This window comes from Leucobacter sp. CX169 (assembly GCF_017161405.1).
Taxonomy (GTDB): domain Bacteria; phylum Actinomycetota; class Actinomycetes; order Actinomycetales; family Microbacteriaceae; genus Cx-87.
Genome location: NZ_CP071051.1, coordinates 1,381,139 through 1,405,961 on the forward strand (window position 1 = coordinate 1,381,139; position 24,823 = coordinate 1,405,961).

23 protein-coding genes and 6 tRNA genes are annotated in these 24,823 nt (G+C 65.4%); 21 read left to right on the plus strand and 8 right to left on the minus strand.

The window, feature by feature from the left end:
* Positions 1-153: 153 nt before the first annotated feature.
* On the plus strand, positions 154-528 hold the full coding sequence (locus JW030_RS06190; protein WP_188045027.1) for a GntR family transcriptional regulator: 375 nt from the start codon (positions 154-156) through the stop codon (positions 526-528).
* Here JW030_RS06190 and JW030_RS06195 read toward each other — a convergent pair.
* From JW030_RS06195 to JW030_RS06205, 3 genes are all read right to left on the minus strand, one after another.
* Positions 494-1,189, minus strand: a complete 696-nt coding sequence (locus JW030_RS06195) for a Pr6Pr family membrane protein (RefSeq protein WP_188044815.1) — start codon at positions 1,187-1,189, stop codon at positions 494-496. The genes JW030_RS06190 and JW030_RS06195 overlap by 35 nt on opposite strands.
* A gap of 98 nt (positions 1,190-1,287) precedes the next feature.
* Positions 1,288-1,362: transfer RNA gene (locus JW030_RS06200), tRNA-Val, on the minus strand.
* Between the two features lie 58 nt (positions 1,363-1,420).
* A tRNA-Gly gene (locus JW030_RS06205) sits at positions 1,421-1,493 on the minus strand.
* Between the two features lie 194 nt (positions 1,494-1,687).
* On the opposite strand from JW030_RS06205, the gene JW030_RS06210 reads away from it, so the two are divergent.
* The 6 genes from JW030_RS06210 to ruvC all read left to right on the plus strand — a co-directional run bounded on the left by JW030_RS06210 (position 1,688) and on the right by ruvC (position 7,093).
* Positions 1,688-2,707 (plus strand): hypothetical protein, encoded by a 1,020-nt coding sequence (locus JW030_RS06210; protein WP_188044814.1) that lies wholly within the window; start codon positions 1,688-1,690, stop codon positions 2,705-2,707.
* 176 nt (positions 2,708-2,883) lie between these two features.
* Positions 2,884-2,959, plus strand: a tRNA-Val gene (locus JW030_RS06215).
* A 144-nt stretch (positions 2,960-3,103) separates the two neighbouring features.
* A complete protein-coding gene (gene thrS / locus JW030_RS06220) occupies positions 3,104-5,026 on the plus strand; it encodes a threonine--tRNA ligase (RefSeq protein WP_223159826.1) in 1,923 nt (640 codons plus the stop codon).
* 38 nt (positions 5,027-5,064) lie between these two features.
* Entirely contained in the window at positions 5,065-5,628 is a 564-nt protein-coding gene (locus JW030_RS06225) for an HIT domain-containing protein (RefSeq protein ID WP_188045026.1), read from the plus strand.
* An 83-nt stretch (positions 5,629-5,711) separates the two neighbouring features.
* On the plus strand, positions 5,712-6,476 hold the full coding sequence (locus JW030_RS06230; RefSeq protein WP_188044812.1) for a YebC/PmpR family DNA-binding transcriptional regulator: 765 nt from the start codon (positions 5,712-5,714) through the stop codon (positions 6,474-6,476).
* Between the two features lie 11 nt (positions 6,477-6,487).
* Positions 6,488-7,093: a crossover junction endodeoxyribonuclease RuvC gene (gene ruvC / locus JW030_RS06235; protein WP_188044811.1), complete on the plus strand. Its 606-nt coding sequence runs from the start codon at positions 6,488-6,490 to the stop codon at positions 7,091-7,093.
* Here ruvC and JW030_RS06240 read toward each other — a convergent pair whose 3' ends face one another.
* Positions 7,094-7,894, minus strand: a complete 801-nt coding sequence (locus JW030_RS06240) for a trimeric intracellular cation channel family protein (protein WP_188044810.1) — start codon at positions 7,892-7,894, stop codon at positions 7,094-7,096. It lies immediately after the preceding gene.
* Between the two features lie 83 nt (positions 7,895-7,977).
* On the opposite strand from JW030_RS06240, the gene recO reads away from it, so the two are divergent.
* The 7 genes from recO to JW030_RS06275 all read left to right on the plus strand — a co-directional run bounded on the left by recO (position 7,978) and on the right by JW030_RS06275 (position 15,390).
* Positions 7,978-8,751, plus strand: a complete 774-nt coding sequence (gene recO / locus JW030_RS06245) for a DNA repair protein RecO (protein ID WP_188044809.1) — start codon at positions 7,978-7,980, stop codon at positions 8,749-8,751.
* Between the two features lie 25 nt (positions 8,752-8,776).
* Complete coding sequence (locus tag JW030_RS06250) at positions 8,777-9,571, plus strand: isoprenyl transferase (protein ID WP_188044808.1); 795 nt, start codon at positions 8,777-8,779, stop codon at positions 9,569-9,571.
* A 45-nt stretch (positions 9,572-9,616) separates the two neighbouring features.
* Entirely contained in the window at positions 9,617-10,804 is a 1,188-nt protein-coding gene (gene dusB, locus JW030_RS06255; RefSeq protein ID WP_188044807.1) for a tRNA dihydrouridine synthase DusB, read from the plus strand.
* Complete coding sequence (locus tag JW030_RS06260; protein ID WP_188044806.1) at positions 10,797-12,071, plus strand: deoxyguanosinetriphosphate triphosphohydrolase; 1,275 nt, start codon at positions 10,797-10,799, stop codon at positions 12,069-12,071. The genes dusB and JW030_RS06260 overlap by 8 nt, the downstream gene beginning before the upstream one ends.
* 309 nt (positions 12,072-12,380) lie before the next feature.
* The gene (dnaG, locus tag JW030_RS06265) at positions 12,381-14,237 is read left to right on the plus strand and encodes a DNA primase (protein ID WP_188044805.1); all 1,857 of its coding nucleotides are present in this window, start codon (positions 12,381-12,383) and stop codon (positions 14,235-14,237) included.
* 58 nt (positions 14,238-14,295) lie between these two features.
* Positions 14,296-15,144: an ATP-binding cassette domain-containing protein gene (locus JW030_RS06270; RefSeq protein WP_241095588.1), complete on the plus strand. Its 849-nt coding sequence runs from the start codon at positions 14,296-14,298 to the stop codon at positions 15,142-15,144.
* Between the two features lie 172 nt (positions 15,145-15,316).
* A tRNA-Gly gene (locus JW030_RS06275) sits at positions 15,317-15,390 on the plus strand.
* Position 15,391: 1 nt separating this feature from the next.
* Here the strand turns inward: JW030_RS06275 and JW030_RS06280 are convergent.
* Entirely contained in the window at positions 15,392-15,973 is a 582-nt protein-coding gene (locus tag JW030_RS06280; RefSeq protein ID WP_188044804.1) for a gamma carbonic anhydrase family protein, read from the minus strand.
* 139 nt (positions 15,974-16,112) lie between these two features.
* Between JW030_RS06280 and JW030_RS06285 the strand changes: the two genes are divergently transcribed.
* From JW030_RS06285 to clpX, 7 genes are all read left to right on the plus strand, one after another.
* The gene (locus tag JW030_RS06285) at positions 16,113-16,607 is read left to right on the plus strand and encodes a Dps family protein (protein WP_188044803.1); all 495 of its coding nucleotides are present in this window, start codon (positions 16,113-16,115) and stop codon (positions 16,605-16,607) included.
* A 106-nt stretch (positions 16,608-16,713) separates the two neighbouring features.
* A tRNA-Asn gene (locus JW030_RS06290) sits at positions 16,714-16,786 on the plus strand.
* A 159-nt stretch (positions 16,787-16,945) separates the two neighbouring features.
* Positions 16,946-17,020: transfer RNA gene (locus tag JW030_RS06295), tRNA-Pro, on the plus strand.
* Positions 17,021-17,080: 60 nt separating this feature from the next.
* Positions 17,081-18,604: a trigger factor gene (gene tig, locus JW030_RS06300; protein ID WP_188044802.1), complete on the plus strand. Its 1,524-nt coding sequence runs from the start codon at positions 17,081-17,083 to the stop codon at positions 18,602-18,604.
* Between the two features lie 153 nt (positions 18,605-18,757).
* The gene (locus JW030_RS06305; protein WP_188044801.1) at positions 18,758-19,342 is read left to right on the plus strand and encodes an ATP-dependent Clp protease proteolytic subunit; all 585 of its coding nucleotides are present in this window, start codon (positions 18,758-18,760) and stop codon (positions 19,340-19,342) included.
* 25 nt (positions 19,343-19,367) lie between these two features.
* Entirely contained in the window at positions 19,368-20,036 is a 669-nt protein-coding gene (locus JW030_RS06310; RefSeq protein WP_188044800.1) for an ATP-dependent Clp protease proteolytic subunit, read from the plus strand.
* Positions 20,037-20,117: 81 nt separating this feature from the next.
* Positions 20,118-21,386 carry an ATP-dependent Clp protease ATP-binding subunit ClpX gene (clpX, locus tag JW030_RS06315; RefSeq protein ID WP_188044799.1) on the plus strand — a complete coding sequence of 423 codons (1,269 nt, stop codon included), beginning with the start codon at positions 20,118-20,120 and terminating at the stop codon, positions 21,384-21,386.
* Between the two features lie 67 nt (positions 21,387-21,453).
* Here clpX and JW030_RS06320 read toward each other — a convergent pair whose 3' ends face one another.
* The 3 genes from JW030_RS06320 to valS are packed head-to-tail and all read right to left on the minus strand — an operon-like array spanning position 21,454 to position 24,807.
* Positions 21,454-21,948, minus strand: coding sequence for a hypothetical protein (locus JW030_RS06320; RefSeq protein WP_188044798.1), 495 nt, complete (start codon positions 21,946-21,948; stop codon positions 21,454-21,456).
* The gene (locus JW030_RS06325) at positions 21,932-22,213 is read right to left on the minus strand and encodes a Fe-S oxidoreductase (protein ID WP_188044797.1); all 282 of its coding nucleotides are present in this window, start codon (positions 22,211-22,213) and stop codon (positions 21,932-21,934) included. The genes JW030_RS06320 and JW030_RS06325 overlap by 17 nt, the downstream gene beginning before the upstream one ends.
* 2 nt (positions 22,214-22,215) lie before the next feature.
* A complete protein-coding gene (gene valS / locus JW030_RS06330) occupies positions 22,216-24,807 on the minus strand; it encodes a valine--tRNA ligase (RefSeq protein ID WP_188044796.1) in 2,592 nt (863 codons plus the stop codon).
* Positions 24,808-24,823 lie beyond the last annotated feature (16 nt).

The window sequence follows — 24,823 nt, forward strand, 5'->3', positions numbered from 1 at the left end:
GAGATTTCTGGTCGCCGCAAATCGGCCACCTTTTATTTCAATCCCGGGGGAGTCGCGGCACGCTCACCCACGATTCCGTCCCTCTCGGTGATCGAAACGTGGGGTGCCGCTTCTCTGCTCTGGATGATTAGACTCGGCCTGACGGGAGCCCAGATGAAGCTGAAGATTGACCAGAGTGTGGCGACGCCGCCGTTCGAGCAGCTGAAGGATCAGCTGCTCTCTCAGATTCGGGGCGGTGAGTTGGGGCCTGGCGCCAAGTTGCCTCCGGTGAGAAGGCTTGCCGAAGAGCTCGGCCTCGCGGCCAATACGGTTGCGCGCAGCTATCGAGAGCTCGAGGCCGACGGGTTCGTGCAGACGATGGGCCGAAACGGCACGATCGTCTCGTCAATCCTCAACGAACCTGACACCCACGCACGCGCACTCTCTTTAACGCGCGAGTATGTCGATGCCATGGCGGCGCTGGGGTTTGGGCGTGACGATGTTGCTCGTTATGTCACGCGTTCGAACCGGAGCGGGCAGCAAGGCTGAGCTCTGTGCTCGGGGCAATGGCGTCGCGTGTAAACGGGCCGACGCCGGGCAACCTCCCGCACCCCCAGGTCAACGCGCCCGCCGCGAGGAGCGCCACCAGCAGTCCGCCGCAATACATTGCCAGAGACATGAGGCCCTGCGAGGGAAGCAAGAACCCGTAGGGCACCCATCCGTCGGTCGCCCCGCGCATGAGGACGACGGAGAGCCAGAGCAGCGGGTAGGGCAGCACGATCCACAGGCGCCGCCACGGGAGCGCCGTCCGATCTCCGACCAGCGCCCAGTCGAGCAGGGTGTAGAGCGGAAATAGGAGGTGCAGGATCACGCTCGCCCACAAGGGCGCTGTGCCGGTGCCAGGCACGAGCACGTTGTAGATCACTCCGACGACGAGCATGCAGACCGTGGCTACCGCGCGGAACGACACGAGCCAGGTGGGCGAGGCAATGCCCCGCAGATTCCGCGCCCCGGTCACGACGAGCACGACGCTCGTCAGGAGGCTCGTGAGATTGGTGAAGTATCCAAAATAGTCAATGGGATTCGCCCGGCCAGCCGCAATGCTGAGCAGGTAGGCGTACCCGATCACCGCGAGAACGACGAGACCGAATCCCACGCGAACGTAGCCGACGGCGCGGAGAACGGCTGGGCGTGGGGGTGACTCGGGCATGGCGGTCAGCCTAGCTCCGCCTCATGCGCGCGCGACTGGGGCGGGGGAGCCAGCGCGAAACGTAGACAAAAAAAGACCCGGCCAGGGCCGGGTCTTCATGGTGAGCGATACTGGGATCGAACCAGCGACCTCTTCCGTGTCAGGGAAGCGCGCTACCGCTGCGCCAATCGCTCAAACTCAAGTACAACTATATCAATTCAATAAAGTGAATGAGAAAACTCACTACACTCGAGCGGACGACGAGATTCGAACTCGCGACCCCAACCTTGGCAAGGTTGTGCGCTACCAGCTGCGCCACGTCCGCATTTGTCCGCATTGCTGCGTACCTGGATTACTTTAGCCCGACTGTTCGGGCCTCACCAAATCCTGCGACCGAACGCCGTGTTTGCACCGGAATTCCGGGATTTTTGTGCTCGGCTCGGGCGTGGCGAACCATCACTATGACGCTGTGCGGCGAGGGATCAGGTTTCGCGCGGGCCGTTCCGGAATACTTGCCGCATGGCTACGGGTAAGCGGCGGGTGCTGGCGCGAATCGGATGGACGATCGCGACGGTGCTGATCCTGGTGATTGCCGTTACGGCATACGTCAACAGGCAGCAGATCTCTGACAGGATCGCTGCGGCCGGCTTCGACGCGCCGCCAGCGATCACACAGCTCGCCGATCGGTTGGACCTCACCGAGGCGGGATCGATCGTGTTTTTCGCGACGCAGCCGACGCTCGAGAGCAGCCAGCATTTCAATGAACAATGCTCGCGGGTTGATCACGTCGATGGCGGGCACGTCCTCGGCTGCTTCAGCGACGGCAACATTCATCTCTTCGAGGTGACCGACGAGCGTCTCGGCGGGATCGTCGAGGTCACCGCCGCTCACGAGCTGCTGCACGCGACGCACGCGCGCATGAGGGAGAGCGAGCGGCAAGAGTTCGACCGACGGCTCGAGCAGGAGTACGAAACCCTCGCCCAGAACGACCCGGCGCTTGCGGCGCGCATGCAGGTCTACGAGGGGCTGTCGCGATCAGGGTTTGCGAACGAGCTGCACTCGGTCCTCGGTACCGAGGTCGCGGACTTACCCGAGTGGCTCGAGGAACACTATGCGCGCTGGTTCGAGGATCGGTCGCAGATTGTCGGCTTGTTCAACGACTACCACGGCCTGTTTGTGGCGCTGCAGCAGGAGGCCGACGCGCTTACCGCTGAGCTCGAAGCGATTCGCGCGGATGTCGAACAGCGCAATGCAGCGTACTCAGCTGCGGTCGACGCCTTCAACGTCGACGCGCGAGAGTTCAAGCGACGCAACGAGAACTTCGAGTTCTCGAGCAATGTCGAGGAGTTCAACCGCATTATGTCTGACCTGGAACAGCGACGGCTCGCGCTCGACACCGAGCTCGCGGCCATCCAGGCAGAGGTCGCTCGGTTCGACGAGAAGCGGGCGCGGCTCGAGGAGATCGGACAGACCTCAGCGGACCTCGATCAGCAGATCGACAGTGGGCTCGCGCCCCCTGGAGACCGGGCTGAGGAGTAGCTGCTGCTGACGTGCTACCGGCAGGATCCCGGCACTGCATGCGACTCGCCCGGGAAGTGGGCCGGAGTACGACGGCGCCGAACGCCCCGTGTATGATCGATCGAGTCACAGGCGCACGGATTTGATTCGGGGCGCCGCCGAAGTCCAGCACCGCAGGGTGCTGCGCTCGGCGAGACGGGCGATTGGCGCAGTTGGTAGCGCGCTTCCTTCACACGGAAGAGGTCATCGGTTCGAGTCCGGTATCGCCCACCACGAGAAACGCCCCGCAGCTCATGCCGCGGGGCGTTTTGCGTGTGCCAGGCGATAGGATCAAATCGACCAATTTCATTCCCTCAGAAGGAGCGTGCCCCCGTGGCCGATGGGTTCTCCCTGTTCACTGACCGTTCTGTCGTCGCGATGCGCGTCGACGGCGAGCTGCGCGACCTGGCGCACACCGTCACTGACGAGAACACGGTCGAGGCGGTCACGATCGATTCACCCGACGGGCTGAACATCCTGCGCCACTCTGCGGCGCACGTGTTGGCTCAGGCTGTGCAGCGCATCAACCCTGAGGCGAAGCTGGGCATCGGCCCGCCCATCACGGATGGCTTCTACTACGACTTCGATCCGGCCGAGCCGTTCACTCCCGAGGACGTGAAGGCGATCTCGAAGGAGATGGACCGAATCGTCCGCCAGGGCCAGCGTTTCATGCGCCGTGTCGTGACCGAGGACGAGGCCCGGGCAGAGCTCGCGAACGAGCCCTACAAGCTCGAACTCATCGGTTTGAAGGGCGGCTCCGACGCTGGCTCGGACAACGAGAGCGTCGAGGTCGGCGGCGCCGAGCTCACGATCTACGACAACGTCGATCCGAAGACCGGCGAGGTCTGCTGGAAGGACCTCTGCCGCGGACCGCACCTGCCGAACACCCGCATGATCGGCAACGGTTGGGCACTGACCCGCACTGCTGCGGCGTACTGGCGCGGCAGTGAGCACAACCCCCAGCTCCAGCGCGTGTATGGCACCGCTTGGCCGTCGAAGGACGAGCTGCGCGCCTATCAAGGACGCATCGAAGAAGCGCTGAAGCGTGACCACCGCCGCCTTGGCAGCGAGCTCGATCTCTTTAGCTTCCCCGACGAAATCGGTTCGGGGCTCGCGGTGTTCCACCCCAAGGGCGGCATCATCCGACACGAGATCGAGTCGTTCATGCGCGAGCAGTTGCTCGCGAACGGCTACGAGCTCGTGAATAGCCCGCACATCACGAAGGGCTCGCTGTTCGAGACCAGCCAGCACCTGAACTGGTACAAGGACGGCATGTTCCCGGCGATGCACCTTGACGAGATCAAGGACGCCGACGGCAACGTCACCCGGCAGGGCCAGGACTACTACCTGAAGCCCATGAACTGCCCGTTCCACAACCTCATCTTCCGCGCGCGCGGCCGCTCGTACCGCGAGCTCCCGCTGCGCCTTGCCGAGTTCGGCACGGTCTATCGCTACGAGAAGAGCGGCACGTTGGCGGGCCTCACTCGGGTACGCGGCTTGACCCAGGACGACGCGCACATCTACGTCACCGACGAGCAGGTCAAGGACGAGGTGAAGAAGCAGCTCGAGTTCGTGTTCGAGACGCTGCGCGGCTACGGCCTCGATGACTTCTACCTCGAGCTGTCGACGCGCGACCCGAAGAAGTCGGTCGGCACGGACGCCCAGTGGGACGAGGCGACCGAGACGCTGCGCGAGGTCGCACTGGAATCTGGCCTGGAGCTCGTCGCCGATCCCGGCGGCGCGGCCTTCTACGGTCCCAAGATCTCGGTCCAGGCGCGCGACGCGATCGGCCGTACTTGGCAGCTCTCGACCGTGCAGCTGGACTTCAACCAGCCCGAGCTGTTCGAGCTTGAGTACGCCGCGAGCGACGGGACGCGCAAGCAGCCCGTCATGATTCACCGCGCGCTGCTGGGTTCGATTGAGCGCTTCTTCGCGATCCTGCTGGAGCACTATGCGGGAGCCTTCCCGGTCTGGCTCTCGCCAGTGCAGGTCGTGGGCGTTCCCGTCGCCGATCAGTTTGGCGATTACCTGCAGGAGATCATCGACCGGCTGAAGGCGAAGGGTGTGCGCGCCCACGTCGATCACAGCGACGATCGCATGCAGAAGAAGATCCGCAACCACACGAAGGAAAAGGTCCCCTTCCAGCTCATCGCTGGCGAGGCGGACCGCGATGGCGGCACGGTGAGCTTCCGCTTCCGCGACGGCACGCAGATGAATGGCGTCTCGGTCGACGATGCGATCGAGCGGATTCTCGGTGCGATCGCCGCCAAGGAGCAGGTGCTCACGGCATGGGACGCCTAACCCTCGGTTCGTATATGGACGACTCGGAGCACCCCGACATGGAGGCATCGCGCGAGGCGGCAGCCGATTCCGCGCTCGCCGCTTCCGCCCACCTTGCCGGGGTGCCCGATGAGTTCCAGCGGCTCTGGACGCCGCACCGCATGGTGTACATCACTGATGGACAACAGCCCGACCGCGACGATTGTCCGTTCTGCGTGGCGCCGTCGATGTCAGACGAGGAATCGTTGATCGTGGCCCGCGGCGAGCACGCGTTCGTGTTGCTGAATCTGTTCCCGTACAACAGCGGGCACTTGCTCGTCTGCCCCTATCGGCACTTCTCGACGTACGACCTCGCGACTGCCGAAGAGGTCGCCGAGATCGGCGCGTTGACGCAGATTGCGATGCGCGTGGTGAAGCAGGTCTCGCGAAACGACGGGTACAACCTCGGTATGAACCAGGGCGAGGTCGCAGGGGCCGGCATCGCCGCGCACCTGCACCAGCACATCGTGCCGCGCTGGAAGTCCGACGCGAACTTCCTTCCGATCATCGCGAAGACGAAGGCGCTCCCGCAGCTGCTCGGCGACGTTCGCGCGTCGATTGCCGCGGCTTGGCCCGAGCCCTAGGGCTCGCGTCGCCGAATTCACGTGAGGCGACGCCGCACTGACGTAATCTAGACCGTACTGACACCAGAAGAGGATGATTCTCAATGTCCGGACACTCCAAATGGGCCACCACCAAGCACAAGAAGGCCATCATCGACTCGCGTCGCGCGAAGGCCTTCGCGAAGTACATCAAGAACATCGAGGTTGCCGCCCGCATCGGCGGCGCTGACCTTGAGGGCAACCCCGGCCTCGCCGAGGTTGTGCGGATGGCGAAGAAGAACTCGGTTCCCGGCGACAACATCGATCGCGCAATTAAGCGCGGCGCAGGTCTCACCGGCGATGCCGTCGAGTACACGACGATCATGTACGAAGGCTACGCTCCGGGTGGCATCGCGCTGCTGATCGAGTGCCTCACGGACAACAAGAACCGCGCCGCCGCGGAGGTCCGCACGGCCATGAGCCGTAATGGCGGCAACATGGCAGACCCGGGCAGCGTCGCCTATAACTTCACGCGGAAGGGTGTCATCACGATCCCCGCCGAGGGGACGACCGAGGACGACATTCTCATGGCCGTGCTCGAGGCAGGCGCGGAGGAAGTCAACGCCGCACCGAACGGCGAGACCTTCGAGGTCCTCACCGAGGCGAGCGATCTGGTGGCGACCCGCACCGCACTCATGGAGGCCGGGATCGACTATGACTCCGCCGAGGCCGAGTTCGTACCGAACCTCAAGGTCGAGATTGACGCTGAGACGGCCCGCAAGGTGTTCCGTTTGATCGACGCGCTTGAGGACCTCGACGACGTGCAGAACATCTTCGCAAACTTCGACCTCACGGACGCCGTGCAGGCCGAGCTCGCGGAAGACGAGTAGTCACCACCGCTATGCGCATTATCGGCATCGACCCCGGCCTCACCAGGTGCGGGGTCGGTGTCGTTTCTGTTTCTCCCCGCCGGAAGGTGACCTTCGAACATGTCGAGGTGGTGACGAGTGCCGCCGATACGCCCCTGCCGGAGCGTCTGTTGATGCTCGGCGAGGCGATCGGACGGATCTTAGACGGCAATCGCCCGGACGCGCTGGCGATCGAGCGCGTCTTCGCTCAGCAGAATCTGCCCAGTGTGATGGGGGTCGCACAGATCAGCGGTGTCGTCATGTTCCTGGCGGCCCAACGCGGGATCCCGGTGACGATGTACACCCCCAGCGAGGTGAAGGCTCAGGTGACCGGGTACGGCAATGCAGACAAAGGCCAGGTGACGCGCATGGTCACCCGGCTGCTGGGGCTCGACGCCCCGCCCAAGCCGGCGGACGCGGCCGATGCCCTCGCCCTGGCGATCACCCATGCCTGGCAGCTCGGACGCGGTGGCGCGGCTGTCGTCGGCGCGCCCCGTTCGGGCATTTCCGCGCAGGTCCGGATCCCGGTGACGCCGGGCGGGGAGACCCCGGCTCAGCGCGCGTGGCGCGAGGCCGAGCGCCGAGGGGCCCGCAAGTAGCTACCGAGCCGGGTGTGCCCCCGGCGCGGCTGGCCCGGGATCCTGCGGGGGAGTTGGGCCCGCACTTGGCATCTCGGCGGTGATCGGGGCGATCGGCGGGATCGTGCGGATCGCTTGGGTCTGAATCGCCTCGATGGTGGCCTCGGCCTCGCGTTCCTTCCGCCGGCGCAAGCGGCTCAGGGCGCGCTGCTCGGGCAGGCTCCAGCCGTATCGCACGGCGAGGAGACGCAACACGGTGGTCACCACGACGCAGATGATCCCCGCGACGAACACATCCACTCCGAAGGCCAGGAGTGTCACGAGTACTCCGGTCCCGACGAGGCTCGCGATCGCGTACAGCGAGCCGACGTGCATGAGCGCGATCGGGATGTTGAGCATGAGATCGCGCAGCACGCCGCCGCCGACGGCAGAGACGCCTCCGATGAAGAGTGCAGGAACGGTCGGCAGCCCCATCGCGAGCGCCTTGGTGGTGCCGATCGCGCCAAACAAGCCAATCGTGACGGCGTCGAGTAGCGTGATCACGGGGTCGACTCGCTGCAGGAGTCGCTGCAGCAACATGCCGACGAGCGCGGCGATCGTCGCTGTCAGGAGGTACCAGTTGTTCGAGAACGCCATCGGGGTGACGCTCAGCAGGACGTCGCGCAGGAAGCCGCCGCCGATGCCCGATGCGATGCCGATGATCGCGACTCCGAGCAGGTCGATTCGTTTGAACCCCGCGGCGAACATGGCGCCCTGCAAACTGCCGACACCCACCGCAATGAGGTCGATGGCGATCGGGGTCTGGAAGGTCTCGTCGAGCACCCCTCTATTCTGCGGGATCGCGACGGAATCTGTGCCCGGCGCGCCCGCAGGTGGTGCCCGGGAAGCCCCGTCATACTGGGGGAATGCCCCTCTATCGCGACGAAGGTGTGGTGCTGCGAACCCACAAGCTGGGCGAGGCGGACCGCATCGTGACGCTGCTCACGCGCGAGCGCGGGCTGCTTCGCGCCGTCGCGAAGGGGGTGCGGCGAACGTCGTCGAAGTTCGGAGCACGGCTCGAACCGTTCATGGTCGCCGACATTCAGTGCTACGAGGGCCGCACGCTCGACACCATCACCCAGGCCGAGACGTTGGGCGCGTACGGTGCCCAGATCAGCGCCGACTACGACGTGTTTCGGGCCGGCAACATCATGGTGGAGATGGCGGAGCGCCTGAGCGAGGGCGCCCCGGCACACTCGCAGTACGTCCTGCTCGTGGGCGCGCTCCGCTCGCTCGCGGCGGGCGAGAACCCGTGGGCGCTCGTTCGCGATGCCTACCTGCTGCGCGCGATTGGCCTTGCGGGATGGGCTCCCGGGTTTGACGAGTGCGTCCGCTGCGGCGCGCCCGGCCCGCACACGGCCGCCGCGATTGAGTTGGGCGGTGTCGTGTGCGATGCGTGCGCCGTGCCCGGGGCGCCGCGCCTTGGGCCGCTCACGGTTGACTTGTTGGGGGCCCTGCTCACCGGGGACTGGCCAGCGGCCCGCGCCGCGCCTGATGGCGCGCGCACCCAGGCGGAGGGGTTCACCGCGGCGTACACCCAGTGGCATCTCGAGCGGGGGCTCCGCTCGATGAACACCGGCGAAGGCGGCAGGCGGGGTGGCGCAGGAGCGGTGCGGAGCGCGGGAATTGGCCCCCGCTAGTTCCCCAGCCCGCTAACATCGACCCATGCAGCGCGCGCCACAAGAGATCGTGCCGGTCGACTGGACCGGGGGAGAGCCCCCGAGCTGGCAGGGCAAGGTACCCGAGCACATCGCCATCGTCATGGACGGCAATGGCCGGTGGGCCAATCGCCGCGGCCTCCCTCGGGTGGAGGGCCACAAGATGGGCGAGCAGGTCCTGCTCGACGTCGTGGCCGGCGCAATCCAGGCGGGCGTCAAGCACCTCAGCGTGTATGCGTTCTCGACCGAGAACTGGCGTCGCTCTCCCGAGGAGGTGCGCTTCCTGATGGGCTTCAACCGGGACGTGCTGCGGCGCCGGCGGGCGCAGCTCGACGCCTGGAACGTGCGCGTGCGCTGGTCCGGGCGCAAGCCCCGCCTGTGGGGGTCCGTGCTCAAGGAGCTGCGCGACACCGAGCACGCGACCCGCCACAACACCGGACTGACACTCACCATGTGCGTCAACTACGGCGGGCGGACCGAGATCACCGATGCCGTGCGCGAGATCGCGGCCGAGGTGAAGGCCGGACGACTCACCCCCGGCGGGATCACCGAGCGGACGATCGAACGGCACCTCTATGTGCCGGAGCTTCCGCCCGTCGACCTCTTTATGCGGAGCTCGGGTGAGCAGCGCACGAGCAACTTCCTGCTGTGGCAGTCCGCCTACGCGGAGATGGTGTTCCTCGATACGCTGTGGCCCGACTTCGGCCGCGCAGACCTGTGGCGCGGCATTCAGGAATATCACTCGCGCGAGCGTCGCTTCGGCGGGGCGATTGACACACCAGGGCAGGATCCTGCCAGCTGAGCGTGGGTGGAGCGCGCCGCGGGCGCTGTCTGCGAGAATAGACCGGTGAGTACAGCCACCGTTCCCCAGCAGCAATTGCGCATTGGTCCGTTGACCCTCGACACTCCCGTGGTCCTCGCGCCGATGGCTGGGATTACGAACACCGCCTTTCGTCGGCTGTGCCGCGAATTCGGCGCAGGCCTCTATGTCAGCGAGATGATCACGAGCCGAGCGCTGGTTGAGCGCACGCCCGATTCGATGCGCCTGATTCAGCACCACGAGAGCGAAACAACGCGGTCGATTCAGCTGTACGGCGTCGACCCGAAGACCGTCGCGGAGGCGGTCACCATGCTCGTCGCGGAAGACCGCGCGGACCACATCGACTTGAACTTTGGCTGCCCGGTGCCCAAGGTGACGAGAAAGGGCGGCGGCTCGGCCCTGCCCTGGAAGCAGGACCTGTTTCGCGCAATCGTTGAACAGGCGGTACGTGCTGCCGGCGATATTCCGCTGACCATCAAGATGCGCAAGGGGATCGACGACGATCACCTCACCTATCTCGACGCCGCGCGCGCGGCTGAGGGCGCCGGCGTCGCCGCAATCGCGTTGCACGGACGTACCGCAAATCAGCACTACTCGGGTCAGGCCGATTGGTCCTCCATTGCGACGCTGAAAGAGGCCATCACGAGCGTCCCAATCTTGGGCAACGGCGATATCTGGTCGGGCGCCGATGGGGTGCGCATGATGGACGAGACGGGGTGCGACGGCATCGTGGTCGGGCGTGGCTGCCTCGGCCGCCCGTGGCTGTTCGGCGACCTGGCGGCAAGTTTCAAGGCGCGTAATGGCGAGATGACCGTGGCAGAGGCGGAAGCGCTGACCGCCCGCCCGCCCCTCGGCGTCGTGATGGACGCCATGCGTCGGCACACTGAGCTGCTGATTGACTTCTTCGACGGCGAGGAGGATCGTGCCTGCCGCGACATTCGCAAGCACGTTGCCTGGTACTACAAGGGCTACGCCGTGGGAGGCGACCTTCGTCGTTCCCTGGCGATGGTCGAATCGCTCGAACAGATGGACGAGATTTTCGCCACCATGGACCGCGAGTCGCCGTACCCCGGTGAGGGCGCCGAGGGGCCGCGTGGCCGTGCTGGCGCGCCGAAGCGCACAGTCCTTCCGGCGGGCTGGCTCGACAGCCGGACGAGCGAGAACATTGACTTCATCGACCTCGCAGAGGCGGAGCGGGACGATAGCGGTGGGTAGCGGCGAGTTCGCTGCACTGGGGTATGGCCCCGACGCCGAGGAACGCTTCGTGCCCGAGCAGCACAGCGGCGTCCGCAATGATTTCGCGCGCGATCGCGCCCGAGTGCTGCACTCGAGCGGTTGGCGACGGCTTGCCGCGAAGACGCAGGTGCTCAGCCCCACCGCCGGCATCGACTTCGCCCGGAATCGGCTGACGCACTCGCTGGAGGTCGCACAGATTGGCCGCGAGCTTGCCGTATCGCTCGACCTTGCGCAAGACGTCGTCGATACCGCCTGCCTCGCCCACGACATCGGCCACCCGCCCTTCGGGCACAACGGCGAGCGGGCGCTCGATGAGTGGATGACCGGCTTTGGTGGGTTCGAGGGGAACGCGCAGACGCTTCGGGTGCTCGCGCGCCTCGAGCCGAAGCGCTTCGATGCCTCGGGCGCGAGCGTTGGGTTGAACCTGACGCGCGCGGTGCTCGACGCGAGCTGCAAGTATCCCTGGCCGCGCTCGGCGCCCGAGATCGACGATGCCGAGGGTCGCGTGAAGTTCGGGTACTACGAGGACGACGCGCACATCTTTGATTGGGTGCGGACTGGCGTGGGGGAGCGGCGACGCTGTGTCGAGGCGCAGGTGATGGATCTCTCCGATGACATCGCGTACTCGGTACACGACTTTGAAGACGCCGTCGTGAGCGGGTACATCGACCCCGAGCTGCTCACCCTGCGCTCGGGTCACGGTGCGCTGATCCGCGCAATCTCGGAGTGGGCGGGCGGAAAGTTCACGAGCGACGAGCTCGCGGCCGCGTTCGACCGCATCGAGTCCGCTCCGACCTGGCTGTCAACGTGGGAGGGAAGCCGCGCCAATCAGGCCCAGCTGAAGAACTTCACGAGCGACATGATCGGACGCTTCGCTCGTGCCTCGATTCAGGCGACCCGCGAGCACGCCGCGCCCGGGCCGCTCGCACGCTACGGAGCCGACGTGATCGTGCCGCGCGAGGTGCGCGCGGAGATCGCGGTACTCAAGGGCATCGTCGCGGCGTTCGTCATGGCGAGCGGGCACCGTCAGCCGACGTATCGCCGGCAGCGCGAGCTCCTGCTTGACCTCCTCGAGGCGTTGTGGGCGGCGGGGCCGGGCGAGCTGGATCCTGCCTTTGCCGCCGACTTCCGTGCGGCGGAAAGCGAGGGCGCCGCCCGGCGCGCCGTGGTCGATCAACTCGCCTCGCTGACAGATCAGTCGGCGATCGCCTGGCACAAGCGGTTGTGCGATGTACCGCTCGTGTGAAGCAAACGCACAGCGTTTGCCACGAGCGGTAGCGGCCCCACAGGGCCGCCAGGTCTGATGCAAAGGCATCGCCTTTGCGACCAGCGGTAGCGACGCCACAGCGTCGCCTCGTGTGAAGCAAACGCACAGCGTTTGCCGCGAGCGGTAGTGGCCCCGCAGGGCCGCCTGTAAGGGACCCAACCCCACACGACCGCGGTGGCGCGGTCGTCGCGGCTCAAGGTCACGCGCGAGCCGAGGCCCGGAAACCCAGCCACCCCGTCTGACCGAGTTCACGGCTGGGCGGGCCCCGCGCGACTAGACTCGGTAGTTATGGCAGGGCGGATCCGCGCGAGCGACATCGATGAGGTGAAACAGCGCACGAATCTGGGTGATCTGGTGGGCGATCACGTCGCTCTCAAGTCAGCCGGCGTGGACTCAATGAAGGGTCTCTGCCCGTTCCACGATGAGCGCAGCCCCAGCTTCCACGTGCGGCCGAACCTCGGCTACTATCACTGCTTCGGCTGCGGCGAATCGGGTGACGCAATCACGTTCGTGCAGCGCATGGACCACCTGAGTTTTACTGAGTCGGTGGAGCGCCTTGCCGCTCGGATCAGCTACACGCTCACCTACGAAGAGGGCGGCGAGAAGCGCGACGACGGCCCGAACCGGGCCCGGCTGCTCGCCGCGAACCAGGACGCGGCTGCGTTCTTCGTGGAGCAGCTCGCGGGCGCGGAGGCAGAGATCGCACGGACGTTCCTCGCCGGTCGGGGGTTCGATCAAGCGGCGGCGGCGACGTTCGGTGTCGGCTACGCGCCACGGGGTTGGGACGGGCTCTCCAAGCATCTGGCCGTGAAGGGGTACTCCCAGGAGGAGATGCTCACGGCAGGCTTACTCTCGCAAGGCAACCGTGGCGCGTACGATCGATTCCGCGGCAGGGTCATCTGGCCGATCCGCGACACCAGCGGGCAAGTTCTTGGCTTCGGCGCCCGCCGCTTGCATGACGACGACCAGGGTCCCAAATACCTCAACACGCCAGAGTCGCCGGTTTACCACAAGTCCCAGGTCCTGTACGGCCTTGACCTCGCCAAGCGCGCCATTTCGCGCGGCAAACGAGTCGTCGTGGTCGAGGGGTACACCGACGTGATGGCCTGCCACCTCGCCGGTATCGAGGAGGCGGTCGCGACCTGCGGCACCGCGTTTGGCAGCGACCACATCACGGTGCTCCGCCGCATCATGGGCGATGACACCGCAGGTGAGGTCGTGTTTACGTTTGACCCGGACGAGGCCGGGCAGAAGGCCGCGCTTCGCGCCTTTAGCGATGAGAAGCGCTTCACCGCCCAGACATACGTGGCGGTCGCACCCGACGGATTTGATCCGTGTGACCTGCGGCTACACCGGGGCGATGAAGCCCTGCGGGACCTCTTTACTCGCCGCGTCCCGCTCTTCGAATTCGCGCTCCGTCAGGCCATTGGTCGGTTCGACCTGAACAGCGTCGAGGGGCGCGTCTCCGCGCTGCGCGCAGCTGCGCCCATCGTCGCCGAGATTCGCGATGCGTCGTTGAAACCCGGGTACACCCGCGAGCTCGCGCGCATGCTTGGCGCCGAGATCGCCGAGGTGCAGCGGGCGGTCCGCGCCGCCGAATCTCGCGGCAAGGGCACCCTTCAGACACCGTCGCACGCGCAGGATCCGGATCTCGTGGCGCCGGAGCAGCGTCGCGCCAGCCTGTCTGCGCTCCCAAACAATCCGAGCACGTGGCTGGAACGCGATGCCCTGATGGCAATGATGCAGCAGCCCGAGGCGATCGGCGCTGAGCTCCTTGCGCAGGCCGTGACCGCCAAGGTCGACGACCCGAACCTGCGGGTCGTGCGTGATGCGATTGGCACACAACTCCCCGCTGGAAGCGATGCCAAATGGCTCGCGAGCGTCGTGGACGCAGCGCCAGGCCCGTACCAAGGCCTCGTGACCGAGCTCGCGATCGCGCCCATGCCACAGCGAAAGCCCGACCAGCTCGCGGCGTATGCGCGCGATGTCGTGGTGTCACTGCTAGAACGGGATCTCCTGAGTTTGAAGTCCGAGCTCGTCGCCCGCTTGCAGCGGGCTGGGCACGCGGGAGAGGCGGACTCTCGCCGAATCCAGGAGCAGCTGGTAGCACTCGAACAGGCTCGACGAGGATTGAGGGAGTCATGACGTACACCGCTTGCTTCCACTCCCGATTGCCCGTATCCCGCCCCGAAGGAGCCCGGTCGTGACCGATGTTCAGCCCGACGCCGACCCCGCAGTAGTGGTCTCAGACTTGTCATTGGCCTACCCCGCACACGGGGGCGGCAAAGAGTTCCAGGCCGTTGAGGGGATGAGCCTCACCCTTCGTCGCGGCGAGACCCTTGCGGTGCTGGGGGAGAGCGGCTCAGGAAAGTCCACGCTCGCCCGCTTCCTCGCGGGACGCGCGACCGATCCGGTGCAGAAATCAGCGCACATCACCGCGATCGGCGGCGAGGCGACCGTCCTCGGCCAGCCGCTGCGCAAGATCAGTCGACGCAATCGCGGGCGTCTCACAGCGTTTGTCGGTCATCTCGGGCAGGACGCGGGTGCCACGTTGCCGCCCGATCTCAACGTCGGCGATATTGTCTGCGAGCCCGTGATGGAGCGGTCGAAGAAGTTTGACCGCGAGGCGCTCGGTGAGACGATCGCCGAGATGATGGATCTCCTCGCGCTGCCGCTTACGATGTTGCAGAGTTACCCGTTTGAGCTGTCGAAGGGGCAGCGTCAGCGCGTCGCCGTCATGCGCTCGCTCATCATGGATCCGGCGCTCCTGGTCGCTGACGAGCCGACCCTGGGGGTCGACGCGAACAACCGGCCTCGCATCATCAACCTGCTCAACTGGTACCGGGAGCGCACCGGGGCGACCATGCTCCTCATCAGCCACGATATTGGCATGCTCGAGGCACTCGTGGACGAGGTCATCGTGATGCAGCACGGCCGGGCGGTGGGCCGTGGGCAGATCAACGACGTGTTTCGCGACGCTTCGCACACCTATGTGCAGCAGCTCGCTGAGGCCCTCCGGGCGACCGCGTACGACGAGATCGCGGGCGACTGAGCCTGACGTGGCGACGCGCCCGGGGCTTCGTTGAAAAGCCGTGCCTGGTCGATGCCGCGCCAGGGTGTGTACTAGACTGATCTGCGGCGCTGCAAGGCGCCCTTCGAATCCAAGAAGGTGTCGGGATACGAAACAATTGAATACTCAACTCCGGTGACATTGCGCCGGATTCGGGGCTGTAGCTTAGTGGTAAAGCCTCTGTCTTCCAAACAGATGATGCGGGTTCGATTCCCGTCAGCCCCTCCAATTACTCAGCGTGAGTTTGACTCCGCTGGTCACTCCTCGCCAGGCTCTCCTCTCTGGCGGAATGTGCCGCCCGGTGCGTGTGCACGTGCCCCAGGTACAGTGCCGCGTTGGTGATGAGGCCGGCCCGTTCCTCGGCGCTCAGCTGCCGAACGACCTTTCCGGGGACCCCGGCCACCAGAGAACCCGGTGGAATCACCTTTCCTTGAGCGACGAGAGCGCCCGCGGCGATGAGGGATCCGGCGCCGATCATGGCGCCACTCAGGATCGTGGCGCCCATACCAATCAGGCAGCCATCCGCCACGGTCGCACCGTGCACGATTGCGTTGTGCCCCACCGACACGTCGGAACCGAGTGTGACGGGATGCCCTCGGTCAACATGGACGGCGACGCCGTCCTGCAGATTGCTGCGCGCGCCAATGACGATGCGGTCCGAATCGCCCCGCAGAACAGCGTTGTACCAGACGCTCGCGTCCGGACCGAGTTCGACGGCGCCGATGACGACCGCGCTCGGGGCGATCCATGCACTCGGGTGGATTTCGGGGGACTGGGAAGCGCTCAGCGCCCACACCTGGCTCGGCTCCATTTCGGCTCCTTTTCCGCGACACAGGCAAGGCTTTCCTGCATGTAGGTAAGCCTCAGATTGCTTGTAATCCGCTGAGATCAGCGTAGCGTTGATCCTGTTCACCCGACAGAAACATGATGTGCTGAAGGAGTCCTCACCGATGACCACCACAAAGACGAAGACCACGCTTCCCGCTACCGTTGCCGATCCGAACCTCGCAGCGGGTGTCGCGCAGTTCCTGACGCCGGTCGTGCACGACCTCATCGCCGTCGCGGTGGGTGGCAAGCAGGCTCACTGGCACGTGCGCGGTGCCAACTTCATTGGTGTCCACGAACTGCTTGATGACATCGTGGCGCACGCGCAAGACGCATCAGACACTGCCGCCGAACGGATCGTCGCGCTGGGCTTGCCGCTTGACGCCCGACTGGGAACGGTTGCGAAGCAGACGAGCGTCCCTGAGCTGTCACCTGGCTTCCAGCAGTCGTCGGTGACGATCGCGGAGGTTGTGGCGCAGCTTGACGCCGCAATCAAGACCGTGAACCGTGCGGTCGAGGAACTCGACGACGTCGACCTCGTGAGCCAGGACATCGCAATCGCCATCGCTCAGCAGCTCGACAAGGACCGCTGGTTCTTGTTCGCGCACGTCGCCGAGTAGATCCTCCGAATTCCGGGTCGGGCCCGCTCGCCACGCGCGGTGTGCGGGCCCGATTTGCGCGACAATTGTGCCCCGGGTAGAGTTTGTGGCGTTGCTTCGGCAGCATTCCCCTGTAGCTCAATTGGCAGAGCAGCCGGCTGTTAACCGGCAGGTTATTGGTTCGAGTCCAATCGGGGGAGCGGCAAGCCCTCACCGTTCGCGGTGGGGGCTCTTTCGTTTTTTGCAATGCGCCCGCGTGCCCTCTGTATCCGCTAGACTGTCTCGGGTTGCCTGCGTGTTCTCGGGTGCGCGGAGAAAGATTCCGTGTGCGAACGCGCGGGATCGGATGCGTCATGATCCGGGGTATAGCTCAGCTTGGCTAGAGCGCCCGCTTTGGGAGCGGGAGGTCGCAGGTTCGAATCCTGTTACCCCGACTCGGGTCACATCGTGCCCGCAGACGTATCAACGACCTGATGACAAATGGAGAGGCCAAAATGCCGAAGACCACCGCCGAGAAGCTCACCCCGACGCGCGTAAAGCTCAGCGTTTCGATCACTCAGGATGAGCTGGCTCCCCACCTGACCAAGGCGTACCAGACGATCGCCGAGACGGTCTCGATTCCTGGCTTCCGCAAGGGCAAGGTGCCCGCGCCGATCATCGATCAGCGTGTGGGCCGCGGCGCCGTCATCGAGCAGGCTGTCAACTCGTCGCTCGACGACTTCTTCCAGATCGCTGTAACCGAGGCTGACGTGCGTCCCATGGGCCGCCCGACCGCTGACGTCGAGACCTGGATCGATGCGAAGGACCCGAAGAGCGTTCTTGTCCTCGCCTTTGAGGTTGAGGTTCGCCCCGAGTTCACCCTCCCCAAGTACGACGGCATGAAGCTCACGGTCGACAACGCCGTGATCGACGAGACCGCCATTGACGCAGAGCTCGACGCCCTGCGCGAGCGCTTCGGCACGCTCGTCACGGTGGAGCGCGCAGCGAGCAAGGGTGACTTTGTCGAGCTCGACCTGGTAGCGCGCATCGACGGGAACGACGTCGACCAGGCAAACGGCGTCTCCTACGAGGTCGGCGCAGGCAACCTGCTCGAGGGCATCGATGAGGCAATCGACACCCTGACGGCTGGCGAGTCCACGACCTTCACGTCGCAGCTGCTGGGCGGCGAGCACGAGGGCAAGGACGCCGAGGTTTCGGTCACCGTCACCGCGGTGAAGGAGCGCGAGCTTCCCGTTGCAGACGACGAGTTCGCTCAGTTGGCCAGCGAGTTCGACACGATCGACGAGCTGCGCGCAAGCCTCACCGAGCAGGTCTCGCAGACCGCCGTATTCGCACAGGGCCGCCAGGCGCGGGACCTCTTCACGGATGCGCTCATTGAGGGCGCCAAGATCCCCGTGTCGGAAGAGCTCGTTGAGCAGGAAGTTCACCGTCACCTGGAGGGCGAGAACCGCCTCGAGGACGACGAGCACCGTGCAGAGGTCACCGAGTCGAGCACCAAGCAGCTGCAGATGCAGCTTCTGCTCGACGAGCTCGCTGACCTCGAGAAGGTCCAGATCACCCAGAACGAGCTGTCGCAGTACATCTTCTCGTCGGCTTCGCAGTACGGCATGGAGCCGGCACAGTTCGTGCAGGCGCTGGAGCAGGGCAACCAGCTCCCCATGATCGTCGGAGAGGTCACCCGCAACAAGGCCCTCGCGATCGCCCTCGCCAAGGCCGAGGTTGTCGACCAGGACGGCAACAAGGTTGACCTGAGCGAGTTCACCTCGGTAGATCGCTCGGAGGAAGAGGAGGCCGAAGAGGCTGCCGCTCCCGCCAAGAAGGCCCCGGCCAAGAAGGCCCCCGCGAAGAAGGCTGACAAGGCTGAGGCCGAGGCCCCCGCCAAGAAGCCCGCCGCGAAGAAGGCTCCTGCGAAGAAGGCTGCTCCGAAGGCAGACGACGCCGAGGCCCCTGCGAAGAAGGCTCCGGCCAAGAAGGCCCCCGCGAAGAAGGCTGCTCCGAAGGCGGCCGCCGCGGAGTAATCCGTCTCTTCGATTCGACAGGATCCCTCGTTCCGCAAGGAGCGGGGGATCCTTCGTATTCAGGACAGTGTGCCCAGGGCGAACATGGCCGAATGTGGGCCGGGGATTCGTTAGCCTCAATACCAAGCACCCTTTATCGAAACGGAGCGCAGCATGGCAGAACCGACGATGCCGAACAGTGTGTTCGAGCGACTGCTGAAGGACCGGATTATCTGGCTGGGGTCAGAAGTCCGTGACGACAACGCAAACGAGATCTGCGCGAAGATCCTGCTGCTCGCGGCGGAAGATTCCGAAGCAGATATCTACCTGTACATCAACTCACCCGGTGGCTCGATCACGGCCGGCATGGCGATCTATGACACGATGCAGTTCGTCCCGAACGACATCGTGACGGTCGGCATTGGAATGGCCGCCTCAATGGGTCAGTTCCTGCTGACCGCGGGCACCAAGGGGAAGCGGTACATCACCCCGAATGCCCGCGTGCTGCTGCACCAGCCGCACGGCGGCTTTGGCGGCACCGCAAGCGACATCCAGACGCAGGCTCAGCTCATCGTCTCGATGAAGAACCGCCTCGCGCAGATCACCGCTGACCAGACCGGTAAGACGGTCGAGCAGGTCAACGCCGATGGCGACCGTGACCGCTGGTTCACCGCCGACGAAGCGCTGGAATACGGCTTCGTCGACTACATCCGTGACTCTGCCTCCGATGTCATCGGTGGCGGCGGCACGAGCAAGTAAGCAGCGAGAGAAAGAGATCTAGCGAATGATTACCCCGCACCTTCCCTCCGCTGGCGGAAGCGGTCTCGCGATGCCGAGCTCGCGCTACATCCTGCCCACCTTCGAAGAGCGCACCGCCTACGGGTACAAGCGTCAGGACCCGTACGCGAAGCTGTTCGAGGACCGGATCGTCTTCCTCGGTGTGCAGGTCGACGACGCGTCTGCGGATGACGTCATGGCTCAGCTTCTCGTTTTGGAGAGCCAGGACTCCGAGCGCGACATCATCATGTACATCAACTCACCGGGTGGCTCGTTCACTGCGATGACGGCGATCTACGACACGATGCAGTACATCAAGCCCCACATCCAGACGGTCTGCCTCGGGCAGGCGGCATCGGCCGCCGCCGTACTGCTGGCCGGAGGAACGCCCGGCAAGCGCCTGGCGCTCCCGAACGCCCGCGTGCTCATCCACCAGCCGTCCAGCGGTGGAGCTCAGGGCCAGGCATCGGACATCGAGATCCAGGCTGCTGAGATCCTGCGCATGCGCGAATGGCTCGAACAGACGCTTTCGGACCACTCGAAGCGCACGGTCGCGGAGGTACACAAGGACATCGATCGTGACAAGATCCTCGGCGCGCAGGAAGCGCTCGAGTACGGGCTGATCGACCAGGTGCTCACCAGCCGGAAGAACCCGGCGGCGGTCACCGGAGCCTAGCTCCTCGGCGCGCCGCGCTGACGTCACTCGATGTCGGTGCGGCGCGCTAGGCTCGTGCCAGACGAAAATCGGAGGGATATCATGGCAAAGATCGGCGAAAGCGGAGACCTGCTCAAGTGTTCCTTCTGTGGAAAATCGCAGAAGCAGGTGCAGCAGCTCATCGCTGGACCGCAGATCTACATCTGTGACGAGTGCGTGGGCCTGTGCAACGAGATCATCGAGGAACGGCTTTCCGAGAGCGGTACGACCGAGTCGACTGAGTTCACGCTGAAGAAGCCTCGCGAAATCTACGATTTCCTCGAGCAGTACGTCATCGGCCAGGAGCGAGCGAAGCAGTCCCTCGCGGTCGCGGTCTACAACCACTACAAGCGTGTCCGTGCGATGCAGAGCCTGTCGAGCGCCGAAGCGGCCGCTGAAGAGGTCGAGATCGCAAAGTCGAACATTCTGATGGTCGGCCCGACCGGCTGCGGCAAGACATATCTCGCGCAATCACTCGCCCGACAGCTCGGAGTCCCCTTCGCAGTGGCGGACGCGACCGCGCTCACCGAGGCAGGTTATGTGGGGGAGGACGTCGAGAACATCCTCCTCAAGCTGCTGCAGGCGGCCGACTTCGACGTGCAGCGCGCGGAGACGGGCATCATCTACATCGATGAGATCGACAAGATCGCGCGTAAGGCGGAGAACCCCTCAATCACGCGGGATGTCTCGGGAGAGGGCGTGCAGCAGGCGCTCCTCAAAATTCTCGAGGGCACCGTCGCTTCCATCCCGCCGCAGGGCGGGCGTAAGCACCCGAACCAAGAGTTTATTCAGCTCGACACCACGAACGTGCTGTTCATCGTCGCGGGCGCTTTCTCTGGCCTCGAGACGATCATCGCAAATCGCGTCGGGAAGGGCGGAATCGGCTTCGGTGCCGCCCTCTCGACGAAGCGCGACGAGTCTGAGCTGTTCTCGGAGGTCCTTCCCGAGGACCTGCACAAGTACGGTCTGATCCCTGAGTTCATTGGGCGGCTTCCCGTCGTGGCGACGGTCGACCCGCTCGACGTGTCGGCGCTCACTCGTATTCTTACCGAACCGAAGAACGCGCTCGTGCGTCAGTACCAGCGGATGTTCGAGCTCGACGGTGTCAGCCTTGAGTTCGAGGAAGCCGCGCTCGAGTCGATCGCCGAACTGGCAGTCGCCCGCAAGACGGGCGCGCGAGGTCTCCGGGCGATTCTCGAAGACGTCCTCGGCCCGGTCATGTTCGACATCCCGTCGAGCGAAGACGCCGCAAAGGTGATCGTGACGCGCGAGTCGGTGCTGGGCGAAGCCGCCCCGCGCATCCTGGCCGCCCGCGGCCGCGCCTCGGCGTAATACAAGGCGCCTTGCATCGTCTATCCGACGACGCAAGGCGCCTTGCGATACCCCCGCGTGGAGTGCGCTAGACCTGCGTGTTGCTCACATCCAGGCTGAGCAGCGCCTGCTTGCCCTCGGTGAGCGTCAGAGCATGTACGACGTAGTCGTCGACCGTGAGCGTGGCGCTGCGCCCACCGTCACCGGTTTCGATGTCCTCGGTCACCGTGAAGGCGCCGTCCGTCGCAATCTGATCGAGCATCGCGCTTGCTGCATCGAGTGAGTCCGCGCGCAACACCACAAACCAGGATCCCTCGCCGCGTTCGCCGGCGTTGTCGACGTCTGGGTTCGCCGGAAGTGGCACGAAGGCTCCCGGGAAGGTCACCGGGAGCATGCGGTTCTTGTCCGTTTCTTCGGCATCTGCCTCGGGCCAACTCGGCTCGGTGGTAGCCTCCGGGTTCGACTTTCCCGTCGGCATCGCGTCCGGTTCAGGGGCGCACGCGGACAGTCCGAGTGCGAGCACAACGGCGCTCAATAGCGCTGCGGAACGAACAAGCGGGGTGCGGTTAGCCGAGCCAGTCATCATCATCCTCATCGATCGTAGGGAGTGCGTGTGCGAGGGGGGACGCTGATCCCGGCGCGACGTGCACCGGGTCGCCCGAGCCGTTGAGGGTGAGACGCAGTTCGCCCTCAAGTGAAAGTCGGGGCCGTCCCTCAAGCCAGGTCAGCGTCCATGAGGCATTCGGCCGGCCAGCCTCAGCCTCGACCTCGACGATCGCCTCGTGCAGCACGGCGGGCACGGAACGGTGCGGGGGAGCCCCCACCGTCCAGCGTGCACCGAGTTGCATGACTAGGCCTCCGGAACGGTTTCAAGCTCGATGCGGGTCACGGCAATGCCGTCGGCGCCGCCATCTTCGAACGTGAGGTCCGCGATGCGGCCTACGGCGCGCAGGTCGTCAGCGGCAAGCTCGACGCGCGAGCGATCCTCGTCCGTCGCGCTGATGACCGCCGAGCGCACGGGGGTCTTCTGCGACGCCTTCGCATCCGTCTTCGCGCGTCGAATGCCGATCAGGGCCGCACCCACCAGATCCAGGATCGTCGGGTCGGCGTCCGAGCCGGTGAGGGCGTCAAGCTCGGCACGCTTCGGCCACGCCGCGGTGTGCACCGAGTCGTCGTTCGACCACGACCATGCTTCCTCCGTTGCAAACGGGATGAACGGGGCGAAAAGTCGCAGGAAGATCGACAGCGCCGCGCGGAGTGCCGCGACTGCCGAGGCCTGAGCCTGGCCTTCGCCGCCGTGCGCGCGCTCCTTGACAAGCTCGAGGTAGTCGTCGCAGAACGTCCAGAAGAAGGACTCGGTCAACTCAAGCGCGCGGGCATGATCGTAACCCTCAAACGCCTTGGTGGCGGCGTCGACGACCTCTGCCAGGGCCGCCAGCATGCTGCGGTCGAGCGGCTCGGTGACGCCATCGCCCTCGCCCGAGAACGGGAAGCTCAGGGCGAACTTGGTGGCATTGAGCACCTTGATGGCCAGACGACGGCCGATCTTGATTTGCGTGGGGTTTTGCGGGTCGAACGCCGCGTCGACGCCGAGCTTTGCGGAGGCAGCCCAATAACGCACTGCGTCAGAACCGTGCTGTTCGAGCAGACCGGCCGGCGTGACCACGTTGCCCTTCGACTTCGACATCTTCTTACGGTCGGGGTCGAGGATCCAGCCCGAAATACCCGCGTGGGCCCAGGGGAGCGTGCCCGACTCGAGCTCCGAGCGCAACACAGTACTGAAGAGCCAGGTGCGGATGATGTCCTGGCCCTGCGGGCGCAGGCTGAAGGGGTACACGAGGTTGTAGAGCTCAGGGTCCCGCTCCCAGCCGGCGGCGAGCTGCGGAGTGAGCGAGGAGGTCGCCCAGGTGTCCATCACATCGAGCTCGCCGATGAATCCACCGGGGACGCCTCGCTGATCCTCCGTGTACCCGGCGGGTGCCTCGCTGGACGGGTCAACCGGCAAGCTGGCCTCGGGTGCCACGATCGGCGCATCGAAGACCTGGTTGCCGTCGGCGTCGAGCGGGTACCAGACGGGCAGGGGAACGCCGAAGAAGCGCTGGCGCGAAATCAACCAGTCACCGGCAAGGCCCTCGACCCAGTTCTCGTAGCGCACGCGCATGAACTCGGGGTGCCACTCGAGCTCGCGGCCGTGGGCCAGCAAGCGCTCGCGGAGACCCTCGTCGCGGGATCCGTTCTTGATGTACCACTGGCGGGTCGAGACGATCTCGAGCGGGCGGTCGCCCTTCTCGAAGAACTTCACCGGGTGGGTGATCGAACGAATCTCTCCGCGCAGGTCTCCGCTCGCGGTCAACAGCTCGACGATGCTCTTCTTAGCGCTGAACACGGTCTTGCCCGCGAGCTCGCCGTAGGCAGCAAGGCCGGCCTCGCTCGTGATGGCCTCGGGGGCTTCTGACTGCACGCGTCCGTCGAAGCCGAGGATTCCGCGGGCGGGGAGATCGAGCTCGCGCCACCAGATGACGTCGTTCATGTCACCGAAAGTACACACCATCGCGATGCCGGTGCCCTTATCGGGCTGGGCGAGCGGGTGCGGGTGTACCGTGACGTCGACGCCGAAGAGCGGGGTGCGGACGGTCTTGCCAAAGAGCGCCTGGTAGCGCTCATCGTCGGGGTGGGCCACCAGGGCGACGCACGCGGGAAGGAGCTCGGGACGGGTCGTGTCGATGAGGACCTCGCCGCCGTCCGGCAGCGCGAACGCGAGCGCGTGGTAGGCGCCGGGCTGCTCGCGATCCTCCAGCTCGGCCTGCGCAACCGCGGTACGGAACGTGACGTCCCACAGGGTCGGGGCCATCGCCTGGTATGCCTCGCCGCGAGCGGCGTTGCGCACGAAGGCGAGCTGCGACGCGCGAATCGAGTCGCTCCCGATGGTGCGGTAGCTCTGCTTCCAGTCGACTGACAGGCCGAGGGTGCGCCAGAGCGCCTCGAACTGTCGCTCGTCTTCCTCGGTCAGCGTCTCGCACAGCTCGATGAAGTTGCGGCGAGAGATCGGCTGCTGCTCGGCGGCCTTGCCGCCCTTATTGTCGCCGCCGGTGATCGGCGGGACGAAGTCTGCGATGTAGGGGAGGCTGGGGTCGCAGCGCACGCCGTAGTAGTTCTGGACGCGACGCTCGGTCGGCAGTCCGTTGTCGTCCCACCCCATCGGGTAGAAGACGCGCTTGCCCTGCATGCGCTGGAACCGCGCGACGGTATCGGTGTGGGTGTAGCTGAACACGTGGCCTACGTGGAGCGATCCCGAGGCCGTCGGCGGAGGAGTGTCGATGCTGTAGATGCACTCGCGCGTGGCGCCTTCGCGATCGAAGCGATAGGTCCCCTTGTCCTCCCAGACCGTTCCCCACTTCTGCTCAAGTCCTTCGAGTGCGGGCTTGTCGGGGGTGGGGCTCATGTGCGCTGCTCCGGTT